This is a genomic window from Bacillus sp. FSL E2-8868, assembly GCF_038005505.1.
GTDB lineage: Bacteria > Bacillota > Bacilli > Bacillales > Bacillaceae_G > Bacillus_A > Bacillus_A mycoides.
In genome coordinates this window covers 1673360-1692144 of sequence record NZ_JBBOTI010000001.1, presented here as the reverse complement: position 1 = coordinate 1692144, position 18785 = coordinate 1673360, and the positions used below count along the sequence as shown (strand labels likewise).

Below are 18785 nucleotides of genomic sequence, written 5' to 3'. Positions count from 1 at the left end.
AAAAAATGCGATAAGTAGCCTTTCAAAACAAACTATAGTAAATTATTTTACTTGCACTGTATAATTCCCTGTTCCACCGCCATACTTATATACACTTAAGTAATATTTCCCTGGCTTCGCATTATAATTTCCAAGCAATTTGTTTCCATCACGTTTAGTTGCATAAGCTACATAATTATTTAGATCTGATTCAGAATATAATACCCAGTTCATTCCAAGGTTTTGTTCGTTCGTAACAGAAATCTGTAAATCTTTTTGATCCTTTACATCGATAACAAATTTATCCCCCTGATCTTGATCGCTTAAGTTTCCTCTTAATAAAGTGTTCAAAGATAGTGGATTCGCTGTATCAAATGAATTATTCGGTTCTTTTTCTACAGCCGTACCTTCTTCCGTATTCACTCCGCTAAATACAATATCATATTCAAATTGTCCAGCATTATTAACACGGTAATTTACAAAATAAGCAGTCAATGTTTTATATCCAGTCCACTCTTTTCCTGAAAGACGTTTCAACATATCATTTGTTGCTTGATTCATCACTTTCCAGTCCTCAATTTCTCCTTTTGCCGCACTTCCTGTATATGTCCCCTGTAGTGTAAATGTATTAAAGAATTGTGATTTATTTTTTGTTACCTTCACATCTTTTAACTTTGCTTCATTTGTGATATCTGATGTAACATCCGAAATCGATTTTGGATCATGCTGCGCTAAGTACTCATCTGATACTTGTGGAATTGTATACTTATCGCGATTATCAATAAGCATTTGCATATAAGATTGATAGTCTTCATTTAATTTATTATCTTTGCTTAATGTAGAACGATATGCGTCGTAACTTGAAACATCATTTGCACGAATTAAATCATGCACTTTATCGAACATTTCAGGACGGTTATTATACATATATGATTGCAATGCAAACGAATAGTTATAAAAATCCCACGTTCCATATTTCGCATTTAATGTTTGTGCTGCTGTATAACGTTTTGCAGGATCATAAGATAATCCACCAATTATACTTTTTCGTGGTACTACACTATCTAATCGCGTTGAACCTGCAAAAAACTCTGCATTCCCTTCTTCAAACCATGTTAAACGTTCATTTTGATACATTTCCCCTTGGCCCCATAATCCCTGAACCTCGTATCTTCCCTGTAAGTAGTGTGTAAATTCATGGCGGAACAATTCTTCCAAACTATAAATACTTTGCTCTGGTGTACGTTCATATGTAAAGAAAGTTCCCGTTCCTTCAATGTACATTCCACCATTATTCGTTTCATATCCATACAATTGACGGTTAAATTGATATTCATCTGGACTATTATAAATAACCATCGTTAACACATCATCAACATGTCCACTTTCAAGTGGTTTATCACTACCAACTGTACGATAAAATTGAGAGCGTACTTCTTTTGCCGCCCAGTATAGACGTTTAATTTTCTCTTCGCTAACTTTATCCCCTGTTTTAAAGACAATAGCTCCATCATCAAACGTATACGTTTTCGGTAAATATTTCTTTTTACCCTCTTCTCGAATTTGATCTAAACTTATTGTTTTTCCGTTCGCATCTACTCCTCCGTAATTTGTAGTAATTTGTTCTGCTGCAACAAAATATTGCTCCCCTAAATGTGGATAAATCCGCATCGCTTCTGTAACAACTTGCTGGCCTTTTGTTGGTGTACTATAAAGCTTGCCTAATCGACCAGCATAGTAAATTCCATTATTAATTAACCATCCGTTTTTATTTGTTACAGTACCAATTAGTGCAAAACGATTTACTTCATTAATAAAGTTATCAATATTGCGATACCACATCGTATCTTTTGGCTCTTTTCCAGTCGTGTACATATCCGTCTGAATATCAAAGTCAATTCCCTTCATCAACTCATAAATAGCGTCTCCTTTCGTTCGGTCTTCAATGAAAGTTGCAAGATTATCGTTATATTGTTTAAAAATTTCACCTGCATATAAAACCGTTTCAACATCAGCCGATGCATTTCCAATTAATTTCCCATATGATGAAATAACTTTATTTTGTTCTGATGTACCAAGTTTGAAATTCGGATTTTTTGCAATTGTTTTTAAAGCCGGTAAACATTTATCATGGTAGCTACGCTCATTTAGTTTGCTTAATTCATCATGGTAAAAACCTAAATAAAATGCTGCACGTAGAGCTTCTACTAACGTTTCAATCCCTTTTGAATCATCTTTCGTATAAGTTTGACCTTGTTCTGCTAGTTTATTAATGATTGCTTGCATTCGGCTATCATCTTGATAGAACTTGAGACTATCACTATTAAACTGAAATAACTCCGGGATTTGATACCATTTAATCGTCACAAGAAGATCAGTTAATTGTTTGTTACTTAATTGATTTAACTCAGCCATCGAATACTTTTTTTCTTCAGCTAACGGTTTAACATCCTCGTTTGGTGCTAGCGGACGCTGCGATAAATCCGATAACTTTAACCGTTTTGTAAAAGATGCATTTTCTTGTACTGTTGAAGAGTGCGCCAACTCATCAACAGATTTCTGTATTCCTACCGGCTCCATTTGTAATACGCTCTTCACATTTTTCTCTTTTGTCTCTGCTTGAATTTGCAAACCATTACATGATATTGTCACTAGTCCCACACCAAGAATCAGCTTAGAAATTTTCGAATATTTAACCATACCATTGCCCCCTAATAACTTTAAAGAAAATTCAGAATATTAAAACCAGAAAATACTTATTTGTATGTATTTACAGTTCCGCTATAAATACAAGTATGATCAATGATGCAATAGTAGCTTGTTTTATACTATTACGAATACAGATTCCTTACATACAATTCCCCTTCCTTACATTTAATACAAGCAAAAACTGTGCCAATGCTATTTCTTATGAATAGCCAACATTCTTTTATTAATACTGTAGAATAAAATATACATAGATGTTTCAGCAATGTATAAATATTTTGACACAAACTCCTCTTTTTACGATGAAGGATTCGTTGGAAATTATTTTTGCATTAGCCAGCAAATAGTTTTCAACTAACCCCATTCAAAAAGGTAAATAAACATATTACAAAAGGATAATATGTTTACTTACCTTTTTCTATTTTATATAGATAACAGGCTATCGGTTGATAAAAACAACATTAATTAGCATTTTGTTACATCAGTTCATATTATGATACTCATTTCTCTTTTTCACATTGTAACGGCTTGTATTCCACGATTTTCCCTTGCTTCTTTTTCGTTTCAGTAACAATCCATTCCCCTTTTTCAAGATTTAGGCGTTTCATTACATTAGTATCGTCTATTTCTTTATAAAGTAAAAATGCTTCTTGCGCCTTCACAAATAATCTAGGCTCTCCCCTATATCCACCACTATCATAAACTTTAGTTAGCGAATTATAATAAGAATCATTTTCCCTTCCGCCATACATCAAATGCGCAGCCTCTAGGTCTCTTTTACTAATTTCCCAAAAACTATTTTCATCAATCTTTAAATCAAATGTAGATATAATGTCATTCATAATGTTTTTCACATACTTTTCATCACGAATTTTACTTTCTTCCAGACAATCTGAAGATAACCCTGGTGCATTTGACTGAGAATGTACCACATGCTGTATAGATACGCACAAAATAAATACACTTAAAACATACAATAGTTTTTTCATATTTAAGTATCACCTCAAATGATTTAGATACTATATTATTTGTTTTTGAGGTGATTCTATTCTTATACTGAAAATAATAAATCCCCTATAAAATTGATTTTTATAAGGGATTTATATTTAACATTTAATCGGCGTAGCAAGTACCTTACCACTTTTCACATCATATAAACCAACTGGTGTCACTCTAATGAAAGGTAGATGAGTCGCTGAAAAGAATAGTATTGTGAAAGCTGGATCGTTAAAAGAATAACCTCGCTCTTGCAGTAATTTCACCATCTTTTTCTCTTTATGTATTAATGCGCTCATTTTTAAATCGGACATAATCCCGAGCAATGGTAATGCAATTTCGTGTAACACTTCATTTCTTTCCGCTATTACCATACCGCCACCTAGCTCTTTTACTCTATGAAAAGCTGTAAGCATATCTTCTTTCCTTTTTCCAATAAGAATGATGTCACCTGTACCGGAATAAGAGCTAGCAAGACCTCCTAATCCATTCGCAAAACCTTTCACAACTGTATTCACTCGCCAAGTGCCATCACGAGCAATCATCATAAGGAAACATTCATCATGCTCAATAGAAAGTTCTTCACCGTTTAAGTCGATTTCAGTTACATATGGTTTTGAAATAACATCATTTAATAATTTTATACCTGTTGTTTCAGAAAAAATCATATCTTCTTTCTTTAAAGACCAGTCTAATGATAATGGAGTTACTTTGAATTTACTCCAGTCTATATGTAATGATGCATTTTTGTTTATTCGGTCACGCTTCATCCATTTCCCCTTTGCAATTACACTTATTGGAATCGGATTTTCTTTACTTTCCAAAATATTAATATTTGCAATTCTTCCTGTCGCGATCGCGCCGTGTAAATGCTCCATATTATAATAACGAGCAATATTATAACTTGCCATATGATAAGCATCTATTACTGGAACTCCTTGTTTTATCGCGGTAGAAATCATAACATTCGTCATTCCGTTTTCATAAAATGACGGATGTGAACCATCTGTTGTGAACATGAATCTATCAAATTGCTTGACACCTAATTCCAGCAATTCTTTCAGTAAAACTTCTAAATCTGGACGGATAGAAGAGTTTCTAAGAGTAACGGTGTAACCTTGCATAAGGCGTGTTAATGCTTCCTGTCCTGTCATCGCTTCATGATCGCAATCAGCACCTAGTAACTTTAACTTCGCTAACGTTGATTCAGACGCACCGGGAAAATGACCTTCTACTTTTTTCTGTAACCGCTTTGTTTCCTGCACCCAATTTAACATTTCATCATCGCCATGTAATAGTTTCGGCCATGCTGTTAACTCGCCGCCCTGAAGAACATCTTCATGCTTCAGCCATCCCATTATTTCTTCACTATTAAATAAAGATTCCCCATTCTGTAGTTCAGTCTGTCCATCGAAACGACACCACCAATACATACTTGCTGGAATCTTTTTAAATTCATCTAATAAACGAAACGCTACTTCCCGTTGTAATGTGAAAAACAAAGTTAAATTATCATTAATGAAAGTTGTTGTACCAAATTGCATCGCATGATTTGCTAAAGTTTCAGGATTATATAATTGATATGGATGTGCATGCGGTTCTATGTAACTAGGAACTACATACTTTCCATCACAATCAATGACTTCACATTCGTGTAGTTGCTCTGGTAGTTTTTCTCCTACATATATAATGCGGTCATCATAGATCCAAATATTTGCTTGCACCCACTCGCGCATATAGGAATTTAAATATGTTGCATTCTTGAATAAAATGTGCGGGCTTCTTGTGCCATCTATTACTTCAACATGTTCTCGTAATTGTGTGTTACTCCATCTAAACTGATTTTGTCCCAATGTATTTCACTCCACATCAATTTACTTTTATTTATTAAAACAAAAATAATTAACTAACTAAAGTATTATCCAGTCCTAACTCCCCTGTATATCCCCTATACTCTTTATTATATGGAATGATTACAAAAATAACAATTTTCGAAATTTATAATATATCTCTTTGATCCAAAATAAAAAAGATGTCATGCAACTGACATCTTTTTTATACTAGACTATAAGATTGAATTACACTTGTATCCGTATTTATGTTCTACATATACTTGATTGCTGCCATACCATGAATGCTAATACTGTCCTTATTTGCAAAATTAAAAAGCATCTCTTTTATTTACAACTAAAGCCGGATTCCATTCGCTTTCTTTTCATCTATTTCTTAAATTCAACTTGCATCATTTTATTAAACTGTGTTAAAACATCAATCGCACCTAAAGAGTTAATACTGACAGCCAATGTATGTTTGCCTCCAATTACTCCGCCAACAAAAGTTGTAAATCCAGGAATCGACCCTCCATGACCCCAAATTGAAACACCATTTGAAAGTTTCGTCTCATAGATCCCAAGACCATATCCATCACCAAGACCTTTTCCTTCTATAGGAACTGTAGTAAGCATTTCTTTTAGCTCGCGTTCTTTCAGTAACTTACCACCGAGTAAAGATGCAAAGAACGTATTTAAATCGTCCGCATTTGAAATCATATCTCCAGCTGCATTAGCTAAACTCGGATTATAATACGTCATGTCTTTCAATTCACTTGTTTCATCAATTTTCATATACCCTCGGGCATGATTCTTACCTGGAATTACGGGTGAATTCCCTGGTAAAAACGTATTTGACAGATCCAAAGGCTCAATAATTCGCTTTTCAATTTCTTCCGCATAACTATTTCCAGTTATTTTTTCAATAAGCATTCCCAATATGACGTATCCTGTGTTTGAATACAACCATCCCTTACCTGGTGAAAAATCTGGGGGTAGAGAAAGTCCTATTTTCACTATTTCTTCTGCTGTATACGTTTTTTTCGAATTCATAATATCAGCGTCTTTTGACTTTAAGTATTCAGCTATACCACTCGTATGATTCAAAAGTTGACGTATCGTAATTTGATTGCCATCATACCCATTTCCTTGAATGAGACCCGGTAGCCACTTTTCAATTGGATCGTCAAGTTGCACGCGATTTTCTCCTACTAATTGAAGAACAGTCGTAGCGGTAAAAGTCTTCGTCACACTCCCAATCCGAAAACGATAATCCGATTTCATTGTTTTCTTTGTATTTAAATCCGCGACGCCAGCAGTATAACTACTAATCTTTCCATTGTTAGACGTCTTCGCTAATATTCCTGGTGTTCCAAGCTGTATTGTTTCCTGCATTACTTTTTTCCAACTATTCCGGTTCTTTTGATCATGTGCTTCTGACGAACTAGAAATATTTTGGGCTGACTCTGCTTTCACAGTAAAACCTGGTGTGAATAGAGTAGTACCCGCTAATAAAACTGCTAAACTTGCTAACTTAATTGAATTACATTTTTTCATAAGGCTCCCTCTCCTCTATTAATATCGGATTAATTCAAGTTATACTTTAATCCTATATGATAAAACTCTCTTTTTTCTTATCCATTCCTTACGAAATACTTACGTTCAAATTTTGATACGATAAACTGAGAAAGAGCTATGCATGAAAATAAAAAGGGCATATAAAATAAGGACAGCCACTTAACTGCCCTTATTTTCATTTCACCTCATCTTTATTATTTTTAAGATGATTCATTAATTGTGTTCGTTTCAAAGGTACATATATGTTTGTTCCAGTAACATATCTTTTTCCCAATCGAATTATCTTATAAATTTAAGGAGTTCATATTAAGATTAACAATAAAAAAAGAACGTGTTTTCAATTTATCAAAACACGTTCTCTTACTTAAAACCCTATATCAACTTTTTATTCCATTCACTTCTTTAAACTACTAATCTTTATTCAGTTTTACCATCCTGCACTAGCATTCATACCATTTCCAAGAATAGTAAGAAATAGTGGCCACAATACTGGTCCTAACGTAAGAAGTAAACTTAGAAGTATAAGTAATCTATATACCCCGGGGAAATTTTGATCTTTACGATTTACAAATACTAAAATAACTAATAATATTATGGTCGTTAAAAATAAAAGTAGAATTAGCAGCCAATACCAAACCATTAAACTGAGACTCCATGGTGTTAATAGCTCGTGTATTATACCAAATATGATTCCTAATACTCCAAAACTAAAGGTAGTAACTGTTGATTTTATAAGCACTATATTTAATGTTTTTTCGTATGTATTTTTACAATATAAATCTATTAAAGTGTATAAAGATAAATATGCCATTAATACACCTATCCAAGACAATAACCAGTCTCCGCCTCCTCTAAATAACATGAACAGCAACCAACACATCCCTACTGCAGAAAAAGCAAAGGAAATAAGTATGCTTTTCAATACCGGTTTCATTATATTTTCACACCCTTAAAAATAAATTATAAGTTTTTACTAAACTCATGTAATTTTTTATTAACATGCTACCCGTTAATCGTTTAGCTCTAATGTATCCTTTTTTCATTCTATATTAATAAAACAAAGATACACTCATGAACAATTAAAGAAGCAATACTCTACAAAGAGTTCCATATAGCTTGTATATTCTTTTTCCATTGGTAGAGATATTAAAAAATTAAGTATACATTAACATGCAATTAAATATAAGTAAATAAAAAAGATGACCTCAGCATACGCCAAAGTCATCTTCTATAACCATATTATTTTACTAACGTTCCATTATAAGCTTTTATATCAAGCGGAGCATTTAAAAACTGTGATGCTTTACTAACGAAAGATGTGAAGTGTTCACTCGTATTATGACTCGCAACTGCTGCTTCATCTTTCCATACTTCTACCATCGTATAAACACTTTCTTTTTCAGTATCTTTATATAAATCGTAAGATACATTTCCACTTTCTTCTCTTGAACCATGAAGTAGTGGCTGAATTTCTTCTAAAAATGATTGTTGTTTTGCTGGATCTACTTGAAATATTGCGTGAATAATAATCATGGTGTTTCCCCTCTCATATCTCACTTATTTCTGTTTTGTTATAAAATTACTTCCACTCAGCAACTTTTTCAATTGGAAGACGTACTGATGGATAACCACTGTCAGCAGCTTTTCCGATTGAAATTAACATAACTGGTACGTGACGCTCTTTGTCTAATCCGAAAGCTTCTGCGATTTGGTCTTTTTCAAATCCACCAATTGGGCAAGTATCATAGCCGTGAGCACGTGCTGCTAACATAAATTGCATCGCTACAAGACCACCGTCAATTAGTACAGTATCTTTCATTACTTCTGGTGTAACCATTGAGAAGTAACCTGAAAGTTTTTTCATTTGATCTTCTTTTACTTCAGCTGGCATAAGTCCGCGCTCTACTGCTGTACCGTAAATTTCTTCTGCGTTATCAAAGTTGTTTAAGTCACCAAATACAGCAATCATCGCTGAAGATGTTTCTACTTGAGATTGATTGAATTTCGCAAGTGGAGCCAGTGTTGCTTTTGCTTCGTCACTTTCAATAACAAGGAATCTCCATGGTTGCATGTTTACTGAAGATGGTGCAAGTGTTGCTTCTGTAAGAATTTCTGTCATTTCTTCTTTGCTAATTTTTACTGAAGGATCGTACTTACGAATTGAACGACGTCCTGTTAAAATTTCGTTAAAATCATTTGTTTTTACTGAGTTAGTCATAGTTGTATTCTCCCTTTTTTAAAGTTCTTTTATATTTTCTTGAATGCGGTCTAACATCGTTAAAAGATTGTCGCGTTCTTCTTCACTTAATCCTTTAAATGCTGAAGTAGCGAAACGCTCTTTTTCCTCTTGATACACTTGAATTTTATTTCGCCCCTCTTCTGTAAGAGAAACTAACGTAATTCTGTTATCATCTGGATTTTTACGTCTTGTAATCATTCCGTTTGCTTCCAGCTGTTTTAAATGCCTCGTAATCGCGGCATTATCAATATTCACTTCTTGCTGAAGTGCTTTTTGACTAATTTCATCTACTTCATATAACTGAAGTATAAGCTCTAGTCTAGATTGACTCATACCCGTACACCCTTCAAACTTCGAACTTACTTCTTTATTTAGAAAGTGTAATTTATATAAAATTATTGCTTCTTTTGAGCATGAACTTGTCAAATTACCCCTCCTTTACATGCAAAACAAAAATATTTGATGCATCAATAGTTGATATGTCAATTAATATAATCTATATCGATTTAGAATGCAAGCATTTTGTTTTCATTTTTATTTTTTCCAAATTAAGGCGCTTTGTCGCGTTACAAAAAATGTAAATTACATTATAATAGTAATAATTCAAATGACTGGAGAGTGATTGTAATGCGGCAATACACAAATAGAAATGAGGATATGAAAATGGAAAATGAAATGAGGATATTTATATATGACAACAATAAATATAGGGATTGTCGCGCACGTAGATGCTGGCAAGACGAGTTTGACTGAGCGTATTCTTTATGAAACGAATGTGATTAAAGAAGTTGGCCGAGTAGATAGTGGCAATACGCAAACTGACTCAATGGAATTAGAAAGACAACGCGGAATTACGATTAAAGCATCTGTCGTTTCTTTCTTTATTGATGATTTAAAAGTAAATGTTATTGATACACCTGGACATGCTGATTTTATCGCTGAAGTGGAGCGATCATTCCGCGTTTTAGACGGTGCGATTTTAGTTATCTCTGCCGTTGAAGGTGTGCAAGCACAAACGAAGATTTTAATGCGGACATTACAGAAATTAAACATACCTACTATATTATTTGTTAATAAAATAGACCGTAGTGGCGCAAATACTGAAAAAGTTGTGAAACAAATAAAAGAGCTTCTTTCAAATGAAGCATCCCCCTTCTACTCTGTAGAAAACGAAGGTACAAAGGAAGTACGGATTATTGAATATAAATCCTATGACGATTGTATTGAACGATTAGCACCATTTAACGAATCATTGCTTGAGTCATATGTAAATAACGAAATAATACCGGATGCACTATTAAGAAAAGAACTCGAAAAGCAAATACAGCAAGCAAATGTGTTTCCTATCTTTTTTGGTTCAGCAATGACAGGTATAGGAGTAACTGAATTACTTAAAAATATTTCAGCCTTAATTCCAGCTACTAAATCGGCACAAGATGAAACATTATCCGGTGTTGTTTTTAAAATTGAACGTGAATCTTCTGGCGAAAAGATTGCTTACGTAAGACTATTTTCTGGTCGTTTACACGTTAGAAAATATGTTGATATTCAGCGTAGTGAGTCTCTACCACATAAGGAAAAGATTAAAAAAATGTGCATATTTCATAATGGAAATGCAGTTCAAGCCTCTACTGTTCATAGTGGAGAGTTTTGCAAAGTATGGGGACTTACGAATATCAAAATTGGTGATATTATCGGTAAGCGGACGGATTATATAAAAGATATTCACTTTGCCGAACCGCAAATGGAAGCTGCTATTGAAGCAGTACCAAAAGAACGAATTCATGATCTATACGCTGCACTTATGGATCTATGTGAAGAAGATCCGCTCATTAAAGTGTGGAAAGATGATATTCATAATGAACTATATATTCGCCTTTTCGGGGAAGTACAAAAAGAAGTAATTGAAACAACACTTTTTGAGAAATATAATTTGCAGGTTACTTTCTCAAATACGCGGGTTGTATGTATTGAGAAACCAATTGGCATTGGGAATTCTGCTGAATTAATGGGAGAAAAAACGAATCCATTTTACGCGACAATCGGCTTCAAAGTTGAACGTGGTGAACTGAATTCTGGCATAACATATAAGTTAGGTGTTGAGCTTGGATCATTGCCTTTAGCATTTCATAAAGCGATTGAAGATACTGTATTTCAAACGTTAAAACAAGGTTTGTACGGATGGGAAGTTACGGACATTATCGTCACGTTAACACATACTGGTTATGCAAGCCCTGTTACAACAGCAAGTGACTTTAGAAATTTAACACCACTCGTTTTAATGGATGCTTTAAAGCACGCTGAAACATGTGCATTTGAACCAGTAAACGAGTTCGAATTAACTGTACCGGAGCACGCAATTAGTACCGCAATGTATAAGCTTGCTGCTATTCCAGCAACTTTTGCAGAGCCTACGTTGCATAATGATTCTTACCATTTAACAGGATCATTACCTGTTGCAAAAATAGAGGATTTTAAACGAATGCTCCATTCATTTACTGAAGGAGAAGGTATCTTTATAACAAAGCCAACTGGTTTCACAAAGCTGACGGCTCCCTTCCCTACTCGAAAACGTGTTGACTTTAATCCGCTAAATCGGAAAGATTATTTACTTCATGTGTTGAAGGCTTATTAAATAAAAAAGAGGTGCAAATTGCACCTCTTTTTGCATGTATTGAAACTTAAATTAATTTGTCCTAACAACTTCTTTAAGTTTTTCTATTACTTTCGCTATAGCTTCAATTGAATTTTCCGTTTCAAATCCCCCAATATTTACAGAATGATTTGCGTTCTTCACAACCTCGATTTTTAAATTCGATTGATCTAATTGCTCAATTTGACCTGCATTGTATTGATGATCTTTATCTCCAATTACTAAAAGCCCGTCGTGACGACTATGTAAGATCGAATCAAAAATCGAATCAAACGTCAATAAAGGTGTAAGTAATATCATTTTTGACTGTAAGTATTCTTCTCTCTTCATTAAATCATTCGCAATCGGGATTGTTCCGAGTGATTTTCCTAAAAACATCGAATCGTTGTATTGTCCATTTCTTAGCACTTCATTAATGATAGGATTAATATCATCCACCATTACTTTCGTTACTTCTTCCATTGGTTTTTCCATTAATTGTCCATCGTAGGAATAATGAATATGTACTACATCTATTTTATTTTCAAGCATAAGCATCGTTGCATAATAAAATAACGGCTTGTCATAATTGTAGCCTGAACCTGAGAACATAAAACAAATTGTATTAGAACCTTTTTCGATATGTGTGTAACGAATGACTTTATCATCTATATGTATCTCTTTTTTAGTCCCCTTCACCGTTTTCCCCTCCAAGCACGCTTACTTTTGTAACACGATATGTTCTGTATGAACTGATACATCCTTTACTTTATCTTTTATAAACGCTGGCTGTAAGTTATATGCATCTAACTCTTCTACCGGCACCCACTTAAATAAATATTTTCTACCTTCTTCTTCAAGAATATATTGATCCGCCCCATTTGCAGGTAATTCATGCAATTCTACTTCATAATAAAAACTAATCTCATGAAACTTTCGCTCAGAAAGTGTAAAGAAGTTTTCTACTGACCATATTAATCTCTTCACTTCAATAGGTACGCCTAGTTCTTCTGCAAGCTCTCGTTTTAACGCATCTTCACTATTTTCTAGCATTTTCACTCTTCCGCCTGGTACGTACCAATACTCTTCACCTTCATCTTGAAGGATAAGTATTTTATTATCATATTTACAAATTGCTCCGACTCGGTAATTAAAACATGTTTCTTCTACTTTAAACGTAAGATCCATCCTGAATGCCCCCTATATATTATTTAAATATCAAATCATTACAAAACTATTATGTATGTGCTGTACAAATAAGATTACTAAATTTTTCTATTGCATTCAATGATTTTCGAACTTTCCGAAAACTACACTTACCTTTTCGTCATTACAGGTATTTATACATATGTTACAATCACAATGCATACTAGAAAAGCAATATGGGGGTACGAATGGAAACGTTATTAATCCAGCAAACTGAGAAATCAAATAAGTTTTGGAAAATCGTTGTGAAAGATAGAGACTACGTTGTGTTTTACGGAAAAATTGGCACAGCTGGTAGTGTGAAAGCGAAAGAATTTGAAACAGAAGAAGAATGCATAAAAGAAGCTAACAAACTAATCGCTTCCAAACGAAAAAAAGGATATACCGACCCTATTCTAGGGGAAGATTACATAAAAGAAAAAACGATAACAGAAGAAGAATTTTGGGAGATAATCGCTCGTGTAAAAACGAAAGGCGAAGACCAAGAAGAACAAATAGAATGGCTCACTTCTCACCTTGCTAAACGTACAGTACATGAAATTGTAGCTTTTGACACACATATGCACCATATTTTAAAAGCTTCCTATACGTCTCACTTATGGGCGGCTGCTTATATAATTATGGGCGGTTGTTCGGATGATAGCTTTGATTATTTCCGTGGATGGTTATTATATCAAGGAAAGGAGACTTACGAAGCATGTATTGAAGATCCTGAACGGTTAATTCCTGTATTAGAAAATTTGAGTGAGTATGATGTTCCAGAAATTGAAGAACTTACGCTATACTTCGGTCAAGAAGTATATATGGAGAAGACTGGGGATGAAGATGATACATACTTTACACTATACCATGTCTTATCAAATGAAGCATTTGAGGAAGTTGCTATCGAGTTAGACTGGGATGAAGATGACGAAGAAGGTTTGAAAAAGATGTTTCCTAAGTTATGGGAAATATACGGGGAAGATCCGATTGAGTGGTAGACTAATATTAGGACTCTGTTTAACCAATAGACAGAGTCCTTTTTTTCATAGGATTCTTATTTAACCTCTCTTTATTTCATACCACTTATCTAACAGCACCTTTTCTCTTTCAATTGAAATACCTGCCTTTAATTCCCTATGTTTCGTTTCTTTCATCCACTCATACACGTCTGTAACAGTATCTTCTAAACTTCTAAAAGTAAGACCCTCTTTAACTGCGCTCTCTATATTAATAGAGAATCCACCTTTCCACGGATCTGTTTCACCTTCTAATGAAAAAGTTTCGGGAAGCCATAATGGCATTTCCGTCCATGGCTGTACTTTATTCTCATTCATAAATGATTCATCGATCCAAACGAATTCAGCATCGCTATTCGTTACCTTTTTACACGTATTTAATAGTTCTTCCATCGTCAATTCATAATTCGGACCCGTTACATTAAATGTACCTACTTTATTGTTTTCTGCCATGTTTAGCCCAAAGCTTGCGACATCTTTTATATCAACGAACTGTACTGGATGGTCTTTTCTTCCAGGCACTAACACTTCTCCTCCCTTTTCTACACGCTGAACCCAATATGGAAGTCGATCTGTATAATCAAACATTCCTGAAAGAAGTCCTGCTCTTACATGTAAAACACGCCCCGGCCAATACTTCTCTGCTTCTTTTTCACATAATACTTTCAGCGCACCGTAATACTCATAAGGAGAAACTTCACCATTCTCTACAGCTTTCACCTTATCACTTGGTGGTTCAGGTAGTAATTTATAATCTTCTTTTATGTGATGCGGGATCCAATCTTTATATACGGAAAGGCTTGAGATGAATGTATAGTGCTTTATATTATCTTTAAGTACTTCTCCTACATTCCTAATGTGATGAGGAGAAAATCCACATGTATCTATGACCATATCCCATTTTTGATTTTCTAAACTTGAAACATCATCATTTCTATCACCAATTAACTGCTCTACGTCAGGAAAAATTTCTTTATTTGTTCCACGGTTGAATAATGTAACTTCATGCCCTCTATTCAAAGCCTCTTCTACGAAAGCCCTTCCTAAAAAACGTGTACCGCCCAGTATTAGAATCTTCATTCTTTTTCCCCCATTCAATCAAGCGCATGATTAAAAACCGTTTCTTTTGTTTAACGATTTTCCCTTGTAAAAAGTTACGGGTATTTTTCATTTTTTTCTATAGTTAATATAACGTCATCCAAATTTGCAACTTGTGACATAACTTTTTATCGAATTCGACAGTAATGAAGACGATAAAGAGGGGTTGAAAAATATTTCAACTAAGTCATAGTGATAAGTACACATCTACGAAAATACTTATTTATACGAGCAATGCTCCTGTCAATTTGGCAGGAGCATTGTTTTTTCAACCTCTATTTACTTTTATATACTTGAATTGAAATGATCGAAATTAAACTGAGCAACCCCATAAATAAACAAGTCGCGCCTAGAATTGTATAAGAATTTCCGTATCCTTGTAATAAAGCTAAATACGTACTTGTATCCATATGACCGCCCTGCTCTGCAACAGATTCACTTGTTGCCTTACTCCCCATTTCTGGTGCATTTATTAGTACATACACACCGATAATAGCTACTAAAGCTGAAATGATTTCTACAACATTAGACTTTGTCATCATACCCTCACCTTTCAAACAACGTCTTTTATCCATCTAGTGAAATCTCTTTCTATCTCTTACTTATATATAATAGCAAAAAACATGGTATAAAATTCCAATTAATAACATATTTTGAACTAAATTTAATTATTTGACTGTACACTAGAAAGAATATATTTCGTAATTAGCCCCCATCTATCCTTCGCTTCCGGTATAATCTCAGATGCAATCGCCACCACCAATTCCTTCTCCGGAATACAACAAATCATATTCCCACCATCACCCATGGCACAGTATGAAAAGACCCCATCTTCTTCTCGTAACCACCATAAGTAACCGTATTGATTTGAATTCATCGCTATTGATTCTTGTACCCACGATTTTGAAAGAATTTCCTTTCCATTATGAATACCTTCATTCAAATACATCTGTCCAAACTTAGCCATATCTCTAGCTGCTAACGTAAGTCCCCATCCGCCAGTTGAAATACCATTTGGATCGTGAACCCATCCCTTTACATCTTTTCCGAATAAGTCATCGAATCCAAATGCTTTCATATTGTAGTTTGGAATTTCTCTTATGCCGATAGGCTGGAATAGATATTCGTTCGCAAACTCACGAGCACTTTTCCCTGTTACACTCGTAATAATTGCTGATAGTACATGTGCGCCTGCCGATGAATATTTAAAAGGTCCAATTTCTCCACCTTTTCCTGCCCTATTTAACGTATACTTCACCCAGTCCATTTGTGTACATAGTTCTTCTAACGGTTCCTGCCAGTCTATATAAGGATATGGAGCTGTCATTGTAAGTAGATGCCGAACTGTTACTTCAGATGCCTTAAGATTATATTCAGGAAAAAACTCTATTACTTTTTGATTAACACTTTTGATATATCCTTTATCTATACATATCCCAATTAACGCAGAGATTATCGTTTTTGTGACCGATGCTACATGACATGCATCATCTGGACCGTAACCATTATAATAATTTTCAAAAGTAACATTACCCTTTTGTACAACTAATACACCATTTATATTTTTATAGTTTTCTTTTATAATCCAATCTAACTGTTCAGCAGTTTTCATCGTTCTTCCCCCTTAATCTATGATTAAAAAGGTTCGATAGGTACATATATATCGACTATATGTTTATTTTCCGGGTGCTGCCTTGGATCATTTCTATATACTTCGAAAGGATACGAATCTCTCGGTTTATATCCGCTATTTGGCAACCATTCACCGTACAAGAAATTCCATGCTCCTTTATATTCATCTTGGAATATTTCAAAATGACCTACCGCATACTTGCCTGAAGGTATTACCATTATTCCAATGTCGCTCGTTTCTACTGCGGACTCATCTGGAATTGTTATACATAGACTTGTTCTTAAATGATAGTCCTCAGTAAATTCATGATGATCGTGGTAAATGGTTAATACTTTCGTATCCTCAAATACATGATAGTTTTCCTCCGCTGCGTAATGAAATAATTTCTCTATCATTTTTGAAAAAACTAGCGTTAACTCTTCATATGTACCGATATGTCTTATGTATGCGACGTGTATATCGTCCGCTGTTACAATTTCAACATTTCCTCGAACCTTCTTACATTCATTGTATTGAGAAGTTCCGCTTACGTCTTTGCAATTCTTGCTATTGTTATTTCTATAGTGAGACGGACTTACTCCGTAATAACTTTTAAATGTCCGGGAGAAAACTGCTGAATCTGTGAACCCGAAGTAATACGCAATGTCTGTAATCGTCATATCTGTACGATAAGTAAGAAGGTGTGTTGCCCTCTCTAATTTCAAACGATTCACATACCGAGATAACGGCTCATCCATCATCCCTTTAAAAATTCTATGAAAATGAAATTTTGAAAAGCCTGCTACATTAGCTAAATCTTCAATTGAAAGTGAATCATTTATATGTGATTCTATATAGTCTTGTACTTTATAAACACGTCGTACATACTCATTTCTACTTTGAGAACTCTCCATATTTATCACTCCTCACAACAAAAAAGCTAACTTTACGTCAGCCTACTTTACACATTTTTTAAAAATAAAACTCTACTCCCGCCGTTCCCATCATAATTTGTATGTACGGATACACCATCTATCTCATCATCCCCAGCTTCAATTTTAAAACCAATTTCTTGATGAAATCGTATCGACTTTTTATTAACTGATGACGTTATCGCTTTTACAACTTTACGGTTATTTGCACGAGCGCTATCGAAGAAATAAGAATATAACGTCGATGCGATTCCTTTTCGTCTAAACTTCGGATTTACACCGATAAAATGAACGTACGCTTCATCTTTATGAGTTTGTGAAAAGAAACCACATAGAAAACCTAACGTTTCGCCATCTTCTTCAATGATAAAACTCGTTTCTTGAAAATGGACGAAAAACAATTTTGGCAACATACTAGCCATGTCTCTTCCGCCCCACCAATCATTTAATACAGAATGAATCTTTACATAATCTTCCCCTTGAATGTTTCTTACTCGCATGTATTTCTCCCTCTCACTCACTTCATTTTTTCATATATTTTAATAACCGTTTCGACTAACAGAATGAATACCCAAATACCTGAAAATACAAGAACAGACTGGAATATCGATCCAATTACCATAACACCAACTGCACCTGTTATTGAAAATGATATTCCACCAAGCCCTGGATCCTGTATAAGTGCTCCAGCAGAAAAAGCAGTTATAATAGATACTATTAAATAAATAACACTCATTATTTTTAATATTTTTATAGAAAGATACGAAGTTTGTTCTTTCTCCACTTGTGATAATTCGATTTCCCCACTCGCAATTCCTTTTTGCAGACAATCTTCGCATAAAAATTCTTCATTAATTTTTTTACCACCATGTATTGTCCCTGTTATTTCTTTACACCTTGAACATTTTCGATTTATCATTTTGTTATCACTCCAATCAACTATGATTATCTTAATATAATTCGACATTTACCTTATTATC

17 protein-coding genes and 1 pseudogene are annotated in these 18785 nt (G+C 34.3%); 2 read left to right on the top strand and 16 right to left on the bottom strand.

The genetic code is table 11. The annotated features are described in order from the left end of the window. Positions 1–42: 42 nt before the first annotated feature. The 8 genes and pseudogenes from colA to NSS74_RS08805 all read right to left on the bottom strand — a co-directional run bounded on the left by colA (position 43) and on the right by NSS74_RS08805 (position 9753). The gene (gene colA, locus NSS74_RS08840; RefSeq protein ID WP_012261185.1) at positions 43–2679 is read right to left on the bottom strand and encodes a collagenase ColA; all 2637 of its coding nucleotides are present in this window, start codon (positions 2677–2679) and stop codon (positions 43–45) included. A gap of 487 nt (positions 2680–3166) precedes the next feature. Next, positions 3167–3674: pseudogene (locus NSS74_RS08835) on the bottom strand (hypothetical protein). A gap of 117 nt (positions 3675–3791) precedes the next feature. Continuing rightward, entirely contained in the window at positions 3792–5534 is a 1743-nt protein-coding gene (locus tag NSS74_RS08830; RefSeq protein ID WP_012261187.1) for an adenine deaminase C-terminal domain-containing protein, read from the bottom strand. A gap of 366 nt (positions 5535–5900) precedes the next feature. Beyond that, positions 5901–7067 (bottom strand): serine hydrolase domain-containing protein, encoded by a 1167-nt coding sequence (locus NSS74_RS08825; protein ID WP_012261188.1) that lies wholly within the window; start codon positions 7065–7067, stop codon positions 5901–5903. Positions 7068–7515: 448 nt separating this feature from the next. After that, entirely contained in the window at positions 7516–8022 is a 507-nt protein-coding gene (locus tag NSS74_RS08820) for a DUF3902 family protein (RefSeq protein ID WP_002142305.1), read from the bottom strand. Positions 8023–8327: 305 nt separating this feature from the next. Continuing rightward, a complete protein-coding gene (locus tag NSS74_RS08815; protein WP_002142306.1) occupies positions 8328–8621 on the bottom strand; it encodes a putative quinol monooxygenase in 294 nt (97 codons plus the stop codon). Positions 8622–8667: 46 nt separating this feature from the next. Continuing rightward, on the bottom strand, positions 8668–9306 hold the full coding sequence (locus tag NSS74_RS08810) for a nitroreductase family protein (protein ID WP_000185377.1): 639 nt from the start codon (positions 9304–9306) through the stop codon (positions 8668–8670). 18 nt (positions 9307–9324) lie between these two features. Further along, the gene (locus NSS74_RS08805; protein ID WP_000204168.1) at positions 9325–9753 is read right to left on the bottom strand and encodes a MarR family winged helix-turn-helix transcriptional regulator; all 429 of its coding nucleotides are present in this window, start codon (positions 9751–9753) and stop codon (positions 9325–9327) included. Positions 9754–10018: 265 nt separating this feature from the next. Here NSS74_RS08805 and tet point away from each other — a divergent pair, with 265 nt between their 5' ends. Beyond that, positions 10019–11962, top strand: a complete 1944-nt coding sequence (tet, locus tag NSS74_RS08800) for a tetracycline resistance ribosomal protection protein (protein ID WP_340813419.1) — start codon at positions 10019–10021, stop codon at positions 11960–11962. Between the two features lie 51 nt (positions 11963–12013). Here the strand turns inward: tet and NSS74_RS08795 are convergent, their stop codons facing one another. Then, the gene (locus NSS74_RS08795) at positions 12014–12658 is read right to left on the bottom strand and encodes an alpha/beta hydrolase (RefSeq protein ID WP_088009400.1); all 645 of its coding nucleotides are present in this window, start codon (positions 12656–12658) and stop codon (positions 12014–12016) included. 21 nt (positions 12659–12679) lie between these two features. After that, on the bottom strand, positions 12680–13147 hold the full coding sequence (locus NSS74_RS08790) for an NUDIX hydrolase (RefSeq protein ID WP_088009398.1): 468 nt from the start codon (positions 13145–13147) through the stop codon (positions 12680–12682). Positions 13148–13353: 206 nt separating this feature from the next. Between NSS74_RS08790 and NSS74_RS08785 the strand changes: the two genes are divergently transcribed. Next, positions 13354–14145, top strand: a complete 792-nt coding sequence (locus NSS74_RS08785; RefSeq protein ID WP_340813418.1) for a DUF4240 domain-containing protein — start codon at positions 13354–13356, stop codon at positions 14143–14145. Positions 14146–14205: 60 nt separating this feature from the next. Here the strand turns inward: NSS74_RS08785 and NSS74_RS08780 are convergent, their stop codons facing one another. The 6 genes from NSS74_RS08780 to NSS74_RS08755 all read right to left on the bottom strand — a co-directional run bounded on the left by NSS74_RS08780 (position 14206) and on the right by NSS74_RS08755 (position 18724). Then, a complete protein-coding gene (locus tag NSS74_RS08780; RefSeq protein ID WP_340813417.1) occupies positions 14206–15243 on the bottom strand; it encodes an SDR family oxidoreductase in 1038 nt (345 codons plus the stop codon). A gap of 293 nt (positions 15244–15536) precedes the next feature. Beyond that, complete coding sequence (locus NSS74_RS08775) at positions 15537–15836, bottom strand: hypothetical protein (RefSeq protein WP_000361375.1); 300 nt, start codon at positions 15834–15836, stop codon at positions 15537–15539. An 89-nt stretch (positions 15837–15925) separates the two neighbouring features. Beyond that, positions 15926–16873 (bottom strand): serine hydrolase domain-containing protein, encoded by a 948-nt coding sequence (locus NSS74_RS08770; protein ID WP_002142315.1) that lies wholly within the window; start codon positions 16871–16873, stop codon positions 15926–15928. Positions 16874–16896: 23 nt separating this feature from the next. Further along, positions 16897–17787: an AraC family transcriptional regulator gene (locus tag NSS74_RS08765; protein ID WP_002142317.1), complete on the bottom strand. Its 891-nt coding sequence runs from the start codon at positions 17785–17787 to the stop codon at positions 16897–16899. 47 nt (positions 17788–17834) lie between these two features. Further along, the gene (locus NSS74_RS08760; protein ID WP_002142318.1) at positions 17835–18305 is read right to left on the bottom strand and encodes a GNAT family N-acetyltransferase; all 471 of its coding nucleotides are present in this window, start codon (positions 18303–18305) and stop codon (positions 17835–17837) included. Between the two features lie 17 nt (positions 18306–18322). Continuing rightward, positions 18323–18724, bottom strand: coding sequence for a DUF3980 domain-containing protein (locus NSS74_RS08755; RefSeq protein WP_002142322.1), 402 nt, complete (start codon positions 18722–18724; stop codon positions 18323–18325). Positions 18725–18785 lie beyond the last annotated feature (61 nt).

What these genes read in the sequence shown, in the direction of transcription:
- NSS74_RS08755 (WP_002142322.1), bottom strand. Translation starts at nt 18,724, where the DNA reads ATGATAAATCGAAAATGTTCAAGGTGTAAAGAAATAACAGGGACAATA.
- colA (WP_012261185.1), bottom strand. Translation starts at nt 2,679, where the DNA reads ATGGTTAAATATTCGAAAATTTCTAAGCTGATTCTTGGTGTGGGACTA.
- NSS74_RS08785 (WP_340813418.1), top strand. Translation starts at nt 13,354, where the DNA reads ATGGAAACGTTATTAATCCAGCAAACTGAGAAATCAAATAAGTTTTGG.
- NSS74_RS08760 (WP_002142318.1), bottom strand. Translation starts at nt 18,305, where the DNA reads ATGCGAGTAAGAAACATTCAAGGGGAAGATTATGTAAAGATTCATTCT.
- NSS74_RS08820 (WP_002142305.1), bottom strand. Translation starts at nt 8,022, where the DNA reads ATGAAACCGGTATTGAAAAGCATACTTATTTCCTTTGCTTTTTCTGCA.
- NSS74_RS08790 (WP_088009398.1), bottom strand. Translation starts at nt 13,147, where the DNA reads ATGGATCTTACGTTTAAAGTAGAAGAAACATGTTTTAATTACCGAGTC.
- NSS74_RS08780 (WP_340813417.1), bottom strand. Translation starts at nt 15,243, where the DNA reads ATGAAGATTCTAATACTGGGCGGTACACGTTTTTTAGGAAGGGCTTTC.
- NSS74_RS08810 (WP_000185377.1), bottom strand. Translation starts at nt 9,306, where the DNA reads ATGACTAACTCAGTAAAAACAAATGATTTTAACGAAATTTTAACAGGA.
- NSS74_RS08825 (WP_012261188.1), bottom strand. Translation starts at nt 7,067, where the DNA reads ATGAAAAAATGTAATTCAATTAAGTTAGCAAGTTTAGCAGTTTTATTA.
- tet (WP_340813419.1), top strand. Translation starts at nt 10,019, where the DNA reads ATGACAACAATAAATATAGGGATTGTCGCGCACGTAGATGCTGGCAAG.
- NSS74_RS08770 (WP_002142315.1), bottom strand. Translation starts at nt 16,873, where the DNA reads ATGAAAACTGCTGAACAGTTAGATTGGATTATAAAAGAAAACTATAAA.
- NSS74_RS08815 (WP_002142306.1), bottom strand. Translation starts at nt 8,621, where the DNA reads ATGATTATTATTCACGCAATATTTCAAGTAGATCCAGCAAAACAACAA.
- NSS74_RS08775 (WP_000361375.1), bottom strand. Translation starts at nt 15,836, where the DNA reads ATGGATAAAAGACGTTGTTTGAAAGGTGAGGGTATGATGACAAAGTCT.
- NSS74_RS08765 (WP_002142317.1), bottom strand. Translation starts at nt 17,787, where the DNA reads ATGGAGAGTTCTCAAAGTAGAAATGAGTATGTACGACGTGTTTATAAA.